Origin of the sequence: Thalassovita mangrovi, from assembly GCF_009857745.1 — a bacterium.
Classification (GTDB): Bacteria; Pseudomonadota; Alphaproteobacteria; order Rhodobacterales; family Rhodobacteraceae; genus Thalassobius; species Thalassobius mangrovi.
In genome coordinates this window covers 414,273-430,590 of record NZ_WWEN01000004.1, presented here as the reverse complement: position 1 = coordinate 430,590, position 16,318 = coordinate 414,273, and the positions used below count along the sequence as shown (strand labels likewise).

The following is a 16,318-nucleotide window of genomic DNA, read 5'->3' as shown; positions in this document are numbered from 1 at the left end:
TACACTCTTTCCCTAACCCTAACCCTAACCCTAAAAAAAAAAAACCGGCGCGCGCCGGGCGCCCCCCGCCCGGCCGTGCATCGGTGCAAATCCGCCCCCCGCCTGAAAAGAACAATAATCGCCACATCTTTCGATTCCCCTAGCAAATACCGTAGTTTCCACATATATGAGGCCCGCAAGCCACTGCTGGAGGATAGTCGGTTGCTCGACCTCTCGACCGTTCGCGCCGATCTCGCCGAACATTACGATCTCGCCCCGTCGCTGGAGCTCGCCGAGGCCACCAAAGACATCTATGCCCGGATGGATCGTGTCGTCACGCCCGCCGACTGGGCCGTCTATGCCCCCTACGTGGTGGCGATCAACGCGCTGAAGAAAAAGCGCGGCGCGGTCATCCTGGCGCATAACTACATGACGCCCGACATCTATCACGGCGTTGCCGATTATGTCGGCGACAGCCTGCAGCTGGCGATCAAGGCGACCGAGGTCGAAGAAGACGTCATCGTGCAATGCGGCGTGCATTTCATGGCCGAGACCTCGAAGATCCTCAATCCGCAGAAGATCGTGCTGATGCCGGATATGGAGGCGGGCTGTTCGCTGGCCTCCTCCATCACCGCCGAAGGGGTCGAACAGATGCGCGCCAAGTATCCCGGCGCGCCAGTGGTCACCTATGTGAACACCACCGCCGATGTGAAGGCCGCTTCGGATATCTGCTGCACCTCATCGAACGCCGCCCAGATCGTGGCGGCGCAGGACAGCGACACCGTGATCATGACCCCCGACCAGTACCTGGCGCAGAACGTGGCGAAACAGGTGCCGGGCAAGAAGATCGTGTGGTGGGAAGGGTCGTGCATCGTGCACGAACAATATACCGCCCAGGACCTGATCGAATTCCGCGAATGGAACCCGGGCACCCGCATCATCGCGCATCCCGAATGCCCGCCCGACGTGGTGGCCGAGGCCGATTATTCCGGATCAACCAGCGGCATCATTTCCTATGTGGAAAACGAAAAGCCGGAAAAAGCGATGCTGGTCACCGAATGTTCGATGGCCTCGAACATTTCCGACGCGCTGCCCGAGGTCGATTTCGTCGGCCCCTGCAACATGTGCCCCTTCATGAAGAAGATCACGCTGGAAAAGGTTCTTTATTCGCTGCATACCATGACCACCCCGGTCGAGGTCGACAAGGCGGTGGCCGAAAAGGCCCGGCTGGCGGTTCAGCGCATGATCGACCTGTCGAAGCAGCTGGGTATCTAACAACGGGCCTTCTGAAGGATTGCAGCGGATGCAGGAGATCACGACCGATCGCATTGTCATCGTCGGCGGCGGAATGGGCGCGCTTTACGCGGCGCTGAAACTGGCGCCCTACCCGGTGGTGATGATTTCGCCCGAAACGCTGGGCGAAGGGGCCAGTTCGGCCTGGGCCCAGGGCGGCGTCGCCGCCGCGATGGACCCGACCGACAGCCCCGAAAACCATTCGCGCGACACGCTGCGCGCCGGCGCTGGCACCGTCGATCCCAAGGTCGCCGCTCAGGTCACCCAAGAAGCGCGCGAACATATCCTTGATCTGACCGATATGGGCACGCCGTTCGACCGCGACGAAAAGGGCCAATACGTGCTGTCGCGCGAAGCGGCGCACAGCTTCGCCCGCGTGGTGCGGGTGAAGGGCGATCAGGCCGGGGCCGAGATCATGAAGGCGCTGATCGCGCGGGTGCGCGAAACCCAATCGGTGCAAGTTCTCGAAGGCGTCATGGCCTCGGGGCTGGAAGCCGAGGACGGCGCCGTCACCGGCATCTGGATCGAAACCTCGGGGGCGGAACGGTCCGACCCCATACTGCTGCGCGGCGCGGCCTACCTTATGGCGGGCGGCGGATCGGGCGGGCTTTACAAGCTGACCACCAACCCGGCGCGCATCCGCGGCCAGGTGATCGGCATGGCGGCACGCGCGGGCGCGGTGATCGGCGACGCCGAATTCGTGCAATTCCACCCCACCGCCATCGACGTGGGCCAGGACCCCGCGCCGCTGGCGACCGAAGCCTTGCGCGGCGAAGGCGCGACGCTGATCAATTCCGATGGCGAACGCTTCATGCTGGGCATCCATCCCGATGCGGAACTCGCCCCGCGCGATATCGTGGCCCGCGCCATCTATGCCCAGACCCAGGCGGGCAAGCGCCCGATGCTCGACACCCGCGCGGTGCTGGGCGACAAGGTGTTGACCCAGTTCCCGGCGGTGGCCGAGGCCTGCGCGCGCGCCGGCATCGACCCGGTGCACGACCCGATCCCGGTGGCGGCAGCGGCGCATTACCACATGGGCGGCATCGCCACCGACATGCAGGGCCATTCCAGCCTGAAAAACCTCTGGGTCTGCGGCGAAGCGTCCTCGACCGGGCTGCACGGCGCTAACCGTCTGGCCTCGAACGGGCTGCTGGAGGCATTGGTCTATGCCCGCATCTGTTCCGAAGGCATCGAGGACGCCCTGGGCGAAGCGACGAAAGCCGCGCCGGAAATTACCCCCGATTTCCAGCCCGACAGTTTCCCGCCGGATGAAGCGGCGGTGGACGAATTGCGTCGCTGCATGACCGACAACGTGGGCGTGGTGCGCGATGCGGACGGTCTGAAACGGGCGCTGAAAATCATCGCGCGGCTGGAAGCGGAAAACGCCGATTGCCCGGCCTTCCTGAACATGACCGCCACCGCCACTTTGATCGCCGCCGCCGCGCTGATGCGCGAGGAATCGCGCGGCGCCCATTACCGCAGCGATTTCCCCGACAGCACCGGCGAACACGGCGAACGCAGCATGCTGACCCTGGCCGAGGCCATCGCCCTGCGCGACAAAACCCTGAAGGAAACCGCATGAGCGCTTACGCCACCCTGCCCGACCTGATCCTGGAACCGCTGGTGCGCAACGCGCTGATGGAAGACCTGGGCACCTATGGCGACATCACCACCCGCACGGTGATCCCGGCGGATGCGACCTATACCGCCAAGCTGAACGCGCGCGAGGACGGCATCGTGTCGGGGCTGCAGATCGCCGCCATCGCCTTCCGCCTGGTCGACCCGGCGCTGACGATCCGCGCGCTGAAACGCGACGGCGACACCATCGCCAGGGGCGACACGCTGATGGAAATCGAAGGTTCCGCCGCCTCGATCCTGTCGGGCGAACGGGTGGCGTTGAACTTCGCCGGGCGGCTGACGGGCATCGCCACGCTGACCCACCATTTCGTGCGCGAAACCCACGGCACCCAGGCCCGTATCACCTGCACCCGCAAGACCACGCCGGGCCTGCGCATCGTGGAAAAACAGGCGGTGCTGCATGGCGGCGGCTTCAACCACCGTTTCAGCCTGTCCGACGCGATCCTGATCAAGGACAACCACATCGCCGCCGCCGGTGGCGTCAAGGCGGTGCTGGAAGCGACCAAGGCCCATGCCAGCCACATGGTGCGGGTGGAAATCGAGGTTGACCGTTTGGACCAGCTCGAAGAGGTGCTGAGCACTGGCGGCGCCGATGTGGTGCTGCTCGACAACATGGACACGCACACGCTGCAACAGGCGGTGAAGCTGAACGGCGGACGTTTGGTGCTGGAAGCGTCGGGCAACATGACGCTGGGCCGCATCGCCGAGGTCGCCGCGACGGGTGTCGATTACATCTCCTCGGGCGCACTGACCCATTCGGCGAAAACGCTGGATCTCGGGCTCGATTTCTGAGCCGGGCCGGTTATTCGGCAGCTCGGTTTTGCGCCCCGCAGGCGGAACGCTTGATAATTTGGTAATTTGGCGTGGGTTCAGCAGCATTTAAGGACGTTTTCCCGCAAAGCTCCTCGATGCGATTGCCCCCGTCCAAACCGCCGCAGCGATGAGGACAGGACGCAACCTTGGCGCTCCGCCTGACAGAAGACTTTCCCGATGGTCGGGTCAGTCTGAGCAAACCCGCTCAACCCGCTTTTCCTCGCTTCCGGTGCGTGTAAGCAGCTTTATTCATTGAAAAATACAGTTCTGAGCCGACCGCGCCTCGACCAGCCCCCCGGAAACAGCTCACCGCCGGGCAGGGTTGCACGGTGCCCCCGAGCCGCTATGTGGTGCTCCAGCTTAGGAGCACGCGCATGAAATCCTTTCCGATGTTCGTGAAAATGGCAGGCCGCCGGGTGGTGATCGCGGGCGGCGGCGAACAGGCGGCGCAAAAGGCCCGGCTGATGCTGAAGACCGAGGCCGCCTTGACCTTCCTCGCCCCCGATCTGGACGACGAATTGTGCGCTATCGTGGCCGAGGGCCGCGCCAGCCACATCCCCGGCCCCGCAACCCCGGATCATTTCGCCGATACCGCGCTGGTCTTCATCGCCACCGGCTGCACCGACACCGACGCCGCGCTGCACAAGCTGGCGAAACAGGCCGGGGCATTGGTCAACGTGGTCGACCAGCCCGACCTGTGCGACGCGACAACGCCGTCGATCGTCGACCGCGATCCGGTGGTGGTGGCAATCGGGACCGAAGGCGCGGCCCCGGTGCTGGCGCGGCGGCTGAAAACCGATTTCGAACGGCTGCTCGACCCGCGGCTGGGCAGCTACGCCGCGCTTGCGGGGCGGTTGCGCGATGCGGTGGCCGAGAAGGTCACTAAACCCCGCCGCCGCGATTTCTGGCGCTGGAGCTTTTCCGGCGCGCCCTGGCTGGCCTTCAAGCGCGGCGCCGAGCGCGAGGCGGCAGAGATGCTGAAGACCGCGATTTCAAGCGGCGGCGCGCCCGATGGCACCGACAAGGGCGTGATCAGCGTGGTCGGCGCAGGCCCCGGCGATCGCGACCTGCTGACGCTGCGCGCGGTGGAACGGCTGCAGGAGGCCGATGTCATCCTCTGCGACCGCTCGGTCGATCCCGGTATCCTGGAACTGGCGCGGCGCGACGCCGAACGGGTGTGCCTGGGCGATCCGCTGACCGGGCGCGGCTGGCCGCAGGACCGGATCGAGGCCGAGATGATGCGCGCCGCCCGGCAGGGCCGCAAGGTGGTGCGGCTGATCGGCGGCAACCCGGATACGGCCGCTTTGGACCTGCAAGACGCCCGGGCCGAGGGCATCGGGGTGGAAATCGTTCCCGGCATCGCATCAACCCGCCCACCGCGCGGCTGATCCGCACACGCCCCCTAGCGGTTGCGCGCGGAACGCATTAGGTATTTCGCACGTGATCCCGTGAAAGGTGCCGCCGATGCAGCCGCAAATTCCGTTGACCCGTGACCTGGTGCTGATCGGTGGCGGCCACAGCCACGCTTTGGTGCTGCGCAAATGGGCGATGCGGCCGCTGCCCGGCGTGCGTCTGACGGTGATCAATCCCGGCCCCACCGCCCCCTATTCCGGCATGCTGCCCGGCCATATCGCCGGGCATTACCGCCAGGACGAGCTGGAAATCGACCTGGTGCGGCTGGCGCGGTTCGCGGGCGCGCGGCTGATCGACGGGCGGGCGGTGGCGCTGGACCCGCAGGCCAAGACCGTCACCGTCGAGGGCCACGGGGTGATCGAATACGATGTCGCCTCTCTCGATATCGGGATCACCACGGAATTGCCGCAGATGCGCGGCTTCACCGACCACGCGATCGGGGCCAAGCCGCTGGATGTCTATGCCGCGCGCTGGCGCGATTTCCTGGCCGAGGCCGAAGCCAAGGGCGAAGCAGGCCCGGTCACCGTGATCGGCGGCGGCGTCGCCGGGGTGGAACTGGCGATGGCGATGGCCTTTGCCTTGCGCAAGGCAATCGGCAAGGCCAAGGTCACATTGATCGAGGCGCGCGACAATCTGACCGGCACCGGGGCCGATACCCGCGATCGGCTGATGCGCGCGTTGGAGGCAAACGACGTCACCCTGTGGACCGGTGCCGATATCGCAGAATTCACCGCCGAAGGCCCGCGCCTGCGCACCGGGCAGGTGATCCCATCGGCGCTGACCATCGGCGCCGCGGGCGCGCTGCCCCAGCCCTGGCTGCAGGATACCGGCCTGCCGCTGACCGACGGGTTCGTCAATGTCGGCGCCACGTTGCTGGTCGAGGGGCATGACGATCTGTTCGCGGTGGGCGATTGCGCCCATATGACCCACGCGCCGCGCCCCAAGGCCGGGGTTTACGCAGTGCGCGCGGCCCCCGTGTTGCATGACAACCTGCGCGCCGTGCTGACCGGGCATTCGCTGCGCCCCTATCACCCGCAGAAGGATTACCTGAAGCTGATTTCGCTGGGTGAAAAATCGGCGCTGGCGGAAAAATACGGGCGGCCCTGGTCGGGCCCGTGGCTGTGGCGCTGGAAGGACCGGATCGACCGCAAGTTCATGTCCATGTTCCACGACCTGCCCGCGATGGATGCCCCCGCCGCGCCCACGATCGCGGCGCTTGGCGTGGCCGAGGAACTGGGCGACGGGCAACCTGTCTGCGCCGGGTGCGGGTCCAAGGTCGGCCCCGGGGCTCTGTCCGATGTGCTGGCCTCCCTGCCGCAGGTGGACCGCGTAGATGTTCTGACCGGCGCCGGGGACGATGCCGCGACGCTCGATATCGGCGGGGTCAAACAGGTGCTGACCACCGACCACCTGCGCGCCTTTACCGAGGACCCCGCCCTGATGGCGCGGATCACCGCGATCCACGCCCTGGGCGATGTCTGGTCGATGGGGGCCGCGCCGCAGGCGGTGCTGACCAACGTGATCCTGCCGCGGATGAACGACACGCTGCAACGGCGCACCCTGGCCGAGATCATGCGCGCGGCGGGCGAGGTGTTCCGCGACGCGGGCGCGGAAATCGTCGGCGGCCATTCGACGCTGGGCGGCGAGCTGACCATCGGGTTCACCGTCACCGGGTTGGCCGAGGCCCCGATCCAGCAATCGGGCGGACAGCCCGGCGACGTGTTGATCCTGACCCGGCCCCTGGGCAGCGGCACCATCCTGGCGGCCGAAATGCAGGGCAAGGCGAATGGCCGCGACGTGATGCGGATGCTTCAGGTGATGGCGCAGCCGCAGGCAAAGGCGGCCGAAATCCTGCGCGGCGCGCACGCGATGACGGACGTGACCGGATTCGGGCTGGCCGGGCATTTGATGGCGATCTGCAAGGCCTCGGGCACCGGCGCCGAGATCGCGCTGGACAGCCTGCTGTTCTACAACGGCGCGCTGGACCTGGCCGAGGCGGGCGTGCGCTCGACCCTTTACGACGCCAACTTCGCCCATGCGCCGCTGGTCAACGCCACCGGCCCGCGCGGCATCCTGCTGCACGATCCCCAGACCGCGGGCGGATTGCTGGCGGCGGTGGCGGCGGATCAGGCCGATGGATTGATGGCGAAACTGCACGAGATGGGCATTCCGGCGGCGCGGATCGGGCACCTGACCGACGGCGCGCCGGTGATCAGCTGCATTTGATTGCAAGGGGATAAGCCGGGCCAGCGCCAGTCCGCGGGGTGGCGCTGGCCCGGCGGCCTTCGGCCTTGTTCCGGGCTTGGGCCTGTTTACTCCGCGCCGACCTCCGCCAAAACCCGAGGCACCGCCGCCGCCAGATCGGCGTCCTGAAGCCCGTCCAGCGCGATCTCGGCCAGCGGATCGCTCGCCCGGCGCGACGACCGGCGATAGCTGGGATCGTAATGCATCTCGACCAGTTCGCGCGCCAATTGCAGGTGATCGCCCGACCGCGCCAGCTCCTGCCAGTGCTCCACCGCCTCGTGCCCGTGGAACCGCGCCAGGTAGCGCAGCCGCTCGCACAGTTCGTCCAGATCATCGATCACGTCGGCATAGGCGCGGATCAGGAACTCCGCCCGCGCCTGCAGCGGCGCGGTGACGACAAGGTGATCGGCCTTCAGCATCGCCTGCCACACCGTAGGCGGGATGATCAGCTTGCCGATCTTGTTGCTTTCGGCCTCGACGAAGACCGGCCGCGCCGCATCAAGCCGGGCCAGCGCCATCGCCAACCGCGATTCAAAGCATTTCTGCGACGGCTGACCACTGGCGAACCCGCCGAGCAGCGACCCGCGATGTTCCGCCATGCCTTCGAGGTCCAGAACCTGCGCCCCGGCCCGTTGCAGGTGATGCAAAAGTTCCGTCTTGCCGGTGCCGGTGCCGCCGTCGATCAGCACCAGCCGGTGTGTCACCGCGTCGTCGTACAGCGCCTTCACCACCAGCTTGCGATAGGCCTTGTAGCCGCCCTCGACCAACCCGACCCGCCAGCCGATCTGATCGAGGATCGAGGCGAACGATCCCGACCGCTGGCCGCCGCGCCAGCAATAGACCAGCGGCCGCCAGCCGCCGTCGCGGTCTGACAACGGCCCCTGCAGATGTTTCGCCGCGTTCTTCGCCACCAAAGCGGCGCCCAGCTTGCGGGCCAGGAACGGGTCCTGCTGGACATAGATCGTGCCGACCTCGGCGCGTTCGGCATCGTCCAGCACCGGCAGGCTGATCGCGCCGGGCACGTGATCCTCGGCATATTCCGAGGGCGAACGCACATCGATGATGTCGTCATAGGGCAGCGACGACAGATCGCTCAGGGAGGTCAGTTTCAGCGTCTTGGCCATGTCTGGTTCTTTCCGGTGCCGGAAGCGGCGGTTACCCTGTCCTACTGCATCGCGCACGCCTAAGCCATGGCCTGTGCGCCCTGCAAAAGCAGGAAAAACCGGGAAAATTATTCCCGACTAAAAAACTCGTGTTGACTAATCCAACCAAATCACTCAGTTATTGCCCATATCCAGCCATCCGCGCAGCCGCGGTAGCCCGATTCCAATGCAACAAGGGAAGTTCGCTATGAGAAACGCGCGCACCAGCATGGCTGCCCCCAAGCGGGACGGGATCGAACCCCGCACCGAACGCCCCGTGCTTCTTTCGATCCTGGCCGAAACCGGGATGGGGGATTGCTTTTCCATGGAGTGGCTTCTCGATCGCCTAGAGCAGCGGGAGAGACTGGCATGACCACGATGAGACTGAACAAAGACGGTGCAGCGGAAGTCGATCTGCCTTCGCTGCCGACACATCTGGCCGAAGATCTGACACAGGGCGGCAACCAGGCCCTGATCGTCCTGCGCGACCAGGTCTACAGCCTGCGGATCACCCGGGCCGGCAAGCTGATCCTGACCAAGTGATCCAGGCGCCGCCCACAGCACCACGACCGATACATAAAAACGACCCTACGAGGACAGACACCATGAAGACCCCTTTCCTGATCACGACTGCGCTGGCACTGACGCTGGGCACCGCCGCCCTGGCCGAGGCCCCGACGCCCCGGGCGGTTCTGGAAACCTATGCCGATATCGCCGCCGCCGAATACGCCGACAGCCTGAGCACCGCCAAGGCGTTGCAAGCGGCGGTCGATGCGCTGATCGCCGATCCTTCGGCGGACACGCTGCAGGCGGCGAAAGACGCCTGGCTGGCCTCGCGCAATCCGTACCAGCAGACCGAGGTCTTCCGCTTCGGCAATGCCATCGTCGACGATTGGGAAGGCAAGGTGAACGCCTGGCCGCTGGACGAAGGTCTGATCGACTATGTCGATGCGTCCTACGGGGACTCGGATGAAAACGACTATGCCGCGCTGAACGTGGTGGCGACCCCGGTCTTCACCCTGTCGGGCACCGAAGTTGACGCCACCGACATCACCCCCGACCTGCTGGCGAACACCCTGCACGAAGCCGACGGGATCGATTCCAACGTCGCCACCGGCTATCACGCGATCGAATTCCTGCTTTGGGGTCAGGATCTGAACGGCACCGGCGAAGGCGCGGGCAACCGTCCCTATACCGATTTCATCCAGGGCGACGGTTGCACGGGTGACCATTGCGACCGCCGCGCCGCTTACCTGAAGGCCGCGGCTGATCTGCTGGTGTCGGACCTGGAATTCATGGCCGCGCAATGGGCGGCGGGCGGCGAAGCGCGTGAAACCGTGCTGGCCGACGACACCGCGGGCCTGACCGCGATGCTGACCGGCATGGGCAGCCTGTCCTACGGCGAACAGGCCGGCGAACGGATGCGCCTGGGGCTGATGCTGAACGATCCCGAGGAAGAGCACGATTGCTTCTCGGACAACACCCATAACAGCCATTATTACGACGGCAAGGGCATCCAGAACGTGTACCTGGGCAGCTACACCCGGGTCGACGGCAGCGTCGTGTCGGGCCCCTCGCTCAGCGATCTGGTCGCCGCCAAGGACGCCGCGCTGGACGCCGAGGTGAAGGCCAAGCTCGACACCACCATGACCGCGCTCGGCGCGCTGAAGGACGCCGCCGACAACGGTTTCGCCTATGACCAGATGCTGCAGCGTGGCAGCATCAAGGGCGAGGAACTGATCATGGGCGGCGTCAACGGGTTGATCGATCAGGCCAAGTCGTTCGAACGCGTCGTCGCCGCGCTCGGTCTCGACGGGATCGAAGTCGAAGGCTCCGACAGCCTCGACAATCCCTCGGCCGTTTTCCAGTAAGACGGTTTCGCGCTAGAAACATGCGCAGAAACCAAACCGGCAGGCGCATCAGCGCCTGCCGTTCCCGCCAGCGACAAGCGAGCCCAATGCCCCGATTTGCGTGGATATCCCCGCCCAGCCCCCGAGTCGTCAGTCAATACCTGACCGTTTTCCTGGTCCTGGCCTCACCGCTCTCGGCCAATCCCGCGCTGGACGAGCCGCATCTTTCCCCCCTGCCCCGCGGCGCCACCGAATCCGCCCGGATCGCCGCCGTTCTGGCGCCTCCATCGGATTTCACCCAGCCCGAGCCGTTCGAGGACCATCCCGCAGGCACCGCCACCGTGCGCTATAGCGGTGAAAAGGCGTTTTCCCACCCCTCGGCCAACCTCGACGACCGGCTGGATTTCGAACTGGGCCGGGCGCTGTTCGAAAAGCTTTGGGTCGCTTCGCCATCCTCGACCCGGGCGTCGGACGGGCTGGGCCCGCTTTACAACACGCGGTCGTGCCACAGCTGCCACATCAACGACGGGCGCGGCCATGCGCCCGACGGTCCCGGGGACAGCGCTTTGTCCTTCACGGTGAAGCTCGCGGTCCCGGCAGCGGCGGATGCCCGCATGGCCGAGATCGAAGATTACCTCGCCACCCTGCCTGAGCCCACCTATGGCCGCCAGGTGCAGGATTTCGCTGCCCCCGGCCAGGTGGCCGAGGCGCGTGTCAGCGTCGATTACGAACCGGTCACAGTGGACCTGCCCGACACCACCGTGACCCTGCGCGCGCCGCGCGTCACGCTGGAGAACCTCGCCTATGGCCCGCTGGACCCGGCGGTCACGATCAGCCCCCGCGTCGCGCCGCCGCTGCTGGGGCTGGGGCTGATCGAGGCGATCCCGGCCGCCGATATTCTGGCAGGCGCCGATCCCGAGGATGCCGATGGCGACGGCATATCGGGGCGGGCCAATATCGTCTGGTCGCTGGAATACGACCAACCGATGCTGGGCCGGTTCGGCTACAAGGCCGGTCTGCCCACCGTGCGGCAACAGGCGGCGGCGGCTTTCCACACCGATCTGGGCATTTCCACGCCGATCTTCCCCGAAGGCTGGGGCGATTGCAGCGCAGCGCAGACCGATTGCCGTGCCGCCCCGCATGGCGATGGCGACGCGCGGGTGTTCGAGGCCGACGCCACCGCGCTGGACCTGACCACGCTGTATAGCGCCAACCTGGGCGTCCCGGCGCGGCGCGGGCTGGACGATCCGCAGGTGTTGCAGGGCAAGGAAATTTTCCATCAGGCCGGATGCCCCGCCTGCCACCGGCCGAAATACGTCACCCACCGTTTGCCCGATCAGCCCGAACGCTCGTTCCAACTGATCTGGCCCTATTCAGATTTCCTGCTTCACGACATGGGCGACGGATTGGCCGACGGCCAGCCCGAGGCCCGCGCGTCGGGCCGCGAATGGCGCACCGCGCCGCTTTGGGGCGTTGGATTGGCGCAACGGGTTTCGGACCGGGCCGGTTTCCTGCATGATGGCCGCGCGCGCAGCTTGCTTGAGGCGATCCTGTGGCATGGCGGCGAAGCGCAAGCCGCCCAGTCCCATGTCCGCGCCCTGACCGCCGAAGACCGCGCCGCATTGATTAAATTTCTGGAGAGTCTCTGAATGTTCCGATCTCTCGCCGCAGCCGTGCTGCTGTGCCTGCCCCTCCCCGCCTTGGCCGCAACGCCTGCCGACCCGGTCGCGGCAGTTGTCGAGCAGCTGATCCTGCCCGGCTTCGACCGGCTACAAACCAGCACCGCCGCGCTCGACACCGCGGCCCAGGCCGATTGCGCCTCCGAATCCCCGGCCCTGCGCGCCGCCTATCACGACGCCTTCGACGCCTGGGTGCTGGTCAGCCACCTGCGCTTCGGCCCGACCGAGGCCGACCACCGCGCCTTCAGCCTTGCCTTCTGGCCCGACACGCGCGGCTTCACCGCCAAGACGCTGACCGGGCTGCTGGCCGCGCAGGATCCGGCAATCAACGACCCCGACAGTTTCGCCGAACTCTCGATTGCCGGGCGCGGGTTTTATGGCATGGAATACCTGCTCTACGACGATGCGTTCCGCGATCCGCCCGAGTATGCCTGCGCCCTAATCCGGGCCACTGCGCATGACATGGCGCTGACCACCGGTGCCATCGCGGAAGACTGGCGCGACGGCTATGCGCAGGGGATGCTGGAACCGGGGACCGACAACAGCCCCTACCGCGACCGCGACGAGGTGGTGCAGGAGCTTTACAAGGCCTTCACCACCGGGCTGCAATTCACCTCGGACACCCGGCTGGGCCGGCCGCTGGGCACGTTCGACCGCCCCCGCCCGAAACGGGCCGAAGCCTGGCGGTCGGGCAGGTCGCTGCGCAATGTCGAGCTGTCGCTCAAGGCGCTGCGCGAGCACGGCGTGCTGCTGGCCGGTGATCATCCGGCGCTGGTCGAGGCGCTGAACGAAGGGTTCGACGCCGCCGACGAGGCCGCCAGCAGGATCAAGGACCCGGCGTTCGGCGATCTGGAAAACGCCTCGGCCTGGTTGCGCGCCGACCTGTTGCGGCAATCCATCGACCTGATCCGCGAACAGCAAAGCGCCAACCTGGGCGCCGCCCTGGGCGTGGCGGCGGGCTTCAACGCACTGGACGGAGACTGATCATGACGACACGACGCGGATTCCTGGCCGGGCTGCTGGCCACCGGGCTCGCCCCGCAGGCAAGCTGGGCCGATATCGGCAATCCCGCCTACCTGTCGGCGGCGAAGATGCCCGATAACAGCTACCGCCTGTTCGGCCTGTCGAACCTTGGCGAGGAAATGTTTTCGCTGCCACTGCAGGGGCGCGGCCACGCGGCGGCGGCCCATCCGAGCAAGGCCGAAGCGGTGGCCTTCGCCCGCCGCCCCGGCACCTTCGCCCGGGTGATCGACTGCGCCAGCGGCAAGGTCCTGGCAGAAATGCACAGCCCCGAGGGGCGCCACTTCATGGGCCACGGCTGTTTCACCGCCGACGGGTCGCTGCTGCTGACGCCGGAAAACGCCTATGACGAAGGCACCGGCAAGATCGGCATCTGGGACCGCGCCAAGGGATACAAGCGCGTGGGCGAAATCGCCTCGGGGGGTGTCGGGCCGCATGACATCCTGCGGCTGCCCGGCACCGACCGTTTCGTGATTGCAAACGGCGGCATCGACACCCACCCGGAATCGGGCCGCACACCGCTGAACCTGCCCACCATGCGCGCCAGCCTGGCGGTGATGGACCTCGATCAGGGCGTGCGCGAGGTGACCGAACTGGATATCTCGCTCAGGCTCAATTCGATCCGCCACCTGGCGCTGCGCGCCGACGGCTTGGTGGGCTTCGCGATGCAATGGCAGGGCAACGGCTCTGACGCGCCGCCGCTGGTCGGGCTGTTCCGCGAAGGCGAAGCACCAAAGCTGATGCAGGCACCCGACGGGCTGCACCGCGACATGAAGAACTATGCCGGGTCCATCGCCTTCAGCGCCGATGGCCGTCAGATCGCCATTTCCTCGCCGCGCGGCGGCATGGTGCAGGTCTTCGACACCGCGACCGGCGATTTCGTCACCCATCTGGACGAACCGGATGTCTGCGGGCTGAACGCCGGCAAGGACGGGTTCATCGCCACCGCAGGCAGCGGCCAGATCGTCCGCTATGGCGCGTCGGGGCGGATCGCCGCGGCCCGGCACCGGGCGGCGTGGGACAACCACCTGGTGGCGCTCGACGCCTAGTCGCCCCCCCTCTTACTAGGCCCCTCAAAAACAAACCGCCCGCCCCGAAAGGCAGGCGGTTTTCATTTGAAAAACCGGGGCGTATTCCGCCCCGGAATACGCCGCCTCACGCGAGCGAGGGCAACCACAGCACGATCCACGGGAATGCTACCAGCAACCCGATCGTCACGGCATCGGCGACGAAGAAGGGCGTCACGCCGCGGAACACGTCCTGCACGCTCAGATCGTCGCGCACGCCGGCCACCACGAAGCAGTTCAGGCCAATCGGAGGCGTGATCAGGCAGAACTCCGCCATCTTCACCACCAGGATACCGAACCAGATCGCGCACATCGGACCGGACATGCCGAAGGTGCTGTCGGCCGCGCTCACCATCTCGCCACCATTGAGCGCCATCACCGCCGGGTAAACCACCGGCAGCGTCAGCAGCAGCATCCCGATCGCGTCCATGAACATCCCCAGAACGGCATAGGCCAGCAGGATACAGATCAGGATCAGCATCGGCGCCATGTGCAAAGAGGTGATCCAGTCGGCAAAGGCGGCAGGCAGTTGCGCGAAGCCCAGGAAGCGGACATAGATCAGCACGCCCCAGATGATGGTGAAGATCATCGCGCTCAGCTTGGCGGTTTCCAGCAACGCATCCTTCAATTCCGGCCAGCGCATGCCCCGGAATATCGCCATCAGGAACACCACGAAGGCACCCAAGGCGCCGCCCTCGGTCGGCGTGCCCCAGGCATCGCCGCCGAACGGGTTGTAGATGAAGAAGACGATGATCAGCACCACGAAGAAGATCGGCAGCGCGGGCGGCAGCGCCGCGAAGCGTTGTTTCCAGCTATAGCCTTTCACCGGAGGCCCGAAATTCGGGATCAGCAGCGCCAGCCCGACGATCAGACCGCCATAAACCACCGCCGAAAACGCCCCCGGGATGAAGCCCGCCAGCAGCAGCTTGCCCACGTCCTGTTCGACGATGATCGCGTAGATCACCAGGATCGCCGAGGGCGGGATCATCGAGGCCAGCGTGCCCGCAGCGGCCACCACGCCTGCGGCGAAGCGCTTGTCATAGCCGATCGCGGTCATCTCGGGAATGGCGATACGGGCGAACACCGCCGCCGTCGCCACCGATGCGCCCGACACCGCCGCGAAGCCTGCGGTAGCGAACACGGTGGACACCGCCAGCCCGCCCGGCAACCAGCCGACCCAGCGTTTGGCGGCCTCGAACAAAGCCTTGGTCAGGCCCGCATAATAGGCCAGGTAGCCGATCAGGATGAAGGTCGGTATCAGCGACAGCGCCTGGCTCGACACCTTGGAATGTGGCACCTGGCCTGCGGTTTTCACCGCAATGGTCATCGCCTTGCCGAACCTGTCGGGGTCGTAATCGTATTTGTTCCAGAAAATCCAGACCAGCCCGATCAGCCCGGCCAGACCGGCGGCGAAGGCCACACGCATCCCCAGCACGACGAAGACGAGCAGGCCAGCGGACACCCACAGACCGATTTCAATCTCTTCCATCAGTCTTTCCCCTTTTCATCCAAGGCGCTGACATGCTGGGCCTCTTCCGCCGCCTGCGCGGCGGCCGACATCACCAGCGGCACCGCCACCGGTTCGACCAGCCCCAGCAGCAAAGCACGGCCGTAGCCCCAGATCTGCAGGCACAGCCGCAGACACAGCACCGAAAACGCCACCGGCGCCAGCAGCTTGGCCGGCCAGAGCGGAATGCCGATATCGATGGAACTGTCGCGGCTCCACAGCGGGGCGTTGAAATCGAAGCTGCGCAGGAAGTGTTCCCAGCTGCCCCAGACCAGGAGCGCCATCAGCAGCAGCGACACCAGCGCGGTGATCAGCTCGGCCAGCCACAAAGCCCGGCCGCTCAGCCGCCCCACCAGCATGTCCATGCGGATATGGCCGCCGTCGCGTTGCGTATAGGCGATGCCCATGAAGGCAATGAGCGGCATCGCCTGTTCGATCCAGTCGACATAGCCCGGCAGCGGCGCGTTGAAGAAGTTGCGACCGCTGACCGACACCACCGCCAGAACCATCAATGAAAACACCGCCAGCCCGCTGATCAGTGCCAGCGCCCGTTCGATCCGGTGCAATCCTCTGTCGAGACGGCTCAGACCCGAGCCGTCTTCGAGCACAGCCGAAGACCCTGCCATGCCATCATCCCCCGTCTATTCTTATGTTTATAAAGACACGGGCCGCC

General features: G+C 66.1%; 13 protein-coding genes. 10 read left to right on the top strand and 3 right to left on the bottom strand.

What is annotated here, in order from left to right; translation table 11 throughout:
• Positions 1-201 precede the first annotated feature (201 nt).
• The 5 genes from nadA (at position 202) to selD (ending at position 7,362) form a co-directional block, all read left to right on the top strand.
• Positions 202-1,254 carry a quinolinate synthase NadA gene (gene nadA, locus GR167_RS12195; RefSeq protein ID WP_160973819.1) on the top strand — a complete coding sequence of 351 codons (1,053 nt, stop codon included), beginning with the start codon at positions 202-204 and terminating at the stop codon, positions 1,252-1,254.
• Positions 1,255-1,282: 28 nt separating this feature from the next.
• A complete protein-coding gene (locus GR167_RS12190) occupies positions 1,283-2,854 on the top strand; it encodes an L-aspartate oxidase (RefSeq protein ID WP_160973818.1) in 1,572 nt (523 codons plus the stop codon).
• Entirely contained in the window at positions 2,851-3,702 is an 852-nt protein-coding gene (gene nadC / locus GR167_RS12185) for a carboxylating nicotinate-nucleotide diphosphorylase (protein WP_160973817.1), read from the top strand. The genes GR167_RS12190 and nadC overlap by 4 nt, the downstream gene beginning before the upstream one ends.
• 395 nt (positions 3,703-4,097) lie before the next feature.
• Positions 4,098-5,111 (top strand): siroheme synthase family protein, encoded by a 1,014-nt coding sequence (locus GR167_RS12180; RefSeq protein WP_160973816.1) that lies wholly within the window; start codon positions 4,098-4,100, stop codon positions 5,109-5,111.
• Between the two features lie 76 nt (positions 5,112-5,187).
• Positions 5,188-7,362, top strand: a complete 2,175-nt coding sequence (gene selD / locus GR167_RS12175; protein ID WP_160973815.1) for a selenide, water dikinase SelD — start codon at positions 5,188-5,190, stop codon at positions 7,360-7,362.
• An 86-nt stretch (positions 7,363-7,448) separates the two neighbouring features.
• On the opposite strand, the gene mnmH is transcribed toward selD, so the two are convergent.
• The gene (mnmH, locus tag GR167_RS12170; protein WP_160973814.1) at positions 7,449-8,504 is read right to left on the bottom strand and encodes a tRNA 2-selenouridine(34) synthase MnmH; all 1,056 of its coding nucleotides are present in this window, start codon (positions 8,502-8,504) and stop codon (positions 7,449-7,451) included.
• 396 nt (positions 8,505-8,900) lie between these two features.
• Between mnmH and hemP the strand changes: the two genes are divergently transcribed.
• The 5 genes from hemP (at position 8,901) to GR167_RS12145 (ending at position 14,120) form a co-directional block, all read left to right on the top strand.
• Positions 8,901-9,065: a hemin uptake protein HemP gene (gene hemP, locus GR167_RS12165; RefSeq protein WP_160973863.1), complete on the top strand. Its 165-nt coding sequence runs from the start codon at positions 8,901-8,903 to the stop codon at positions 9,063-9,065.
• Between the two features lie 62 nt (positions 9,066-9,127).
• Positions 9,128-10,393 (top strand): imelysin family protein, encoded by a 1,266-nt coding sequence (locus tag GR167_RS12160; RefSeq protein ID WP_160973813.1) that lies wholly within the window; start codon positions 9,128-9,130, stop codon positions 10,391-10,393.
• 86 nt (positions 10,394-10,479) lie between these two features.
• On the top strand, positions 10,480-12,021 hold the full coding sequence (locus GR167_RS12155) for a di-heme oxidoreductase family protein (RefSeq protein ID WP_160973811.1): 1,542 nt from the start codon (positions 10,480-10,482) through the stop codon (positions 12,019-12,021).
• Positions 12,022-13,035 carry an imelysin family protein gene (locus GR167_RS12150; protein WP_160973809.1) on the top strand — a complete coding sequence of 338 codons (1,014 nt, stop codon included), beginning with the start codon at positions 12,022-12,024 and terminating at the stop codon, positions 13,033-13,035. It begins immediately after the preceding gene.
• A 2-nt stretch (positions 13,036-13,037) separates the two neighbouring features.
• Entirely contained in the window at positions 13,038-14,120 is a 1,083-nt protein-coding gene (locus GR167_RS12145; RefSeq protein ID WP_160973807.1) for a DUF1513 domain-containing protein, read from the top strand.
• Between the two features lie 106 nt (positions 14,121-14,226).
• On the opposite strand, the gene GR167_RS12140 is transcribed toward GR167_RS12145, so the two are convergent.
• Both GR167_RS12140 and GR167_RS12135 read right to left on the bottom strand, forming a co-directional pair.
• Positions 14,227-15,627: a TRAP transporter large permease gene (locus tag GR167_RS12140; protein ID WP_160973806.1), complete on the bottom strand. Its 1,401-nt coding sequence runs from the start codon at positions 15,625-15,627 to the stop codon at positions 14,227-14,229.
• Positions 15,627-16,271, bottom strand: coding sequence for a TRAP transporter small permease subunit (locus GR167_RS12135; protein ID WP_160973805.1), 645 nt, complete (start codon positions 16,269-16,271; stop codon positions 15,627-15,629). Before GR167_RS12135 ends, GR167_RS12140 begins: the two co-directional genes overlap by 1 nt.
• Positions 16,272-16,318: the final 47 nt, after the last annotated feature.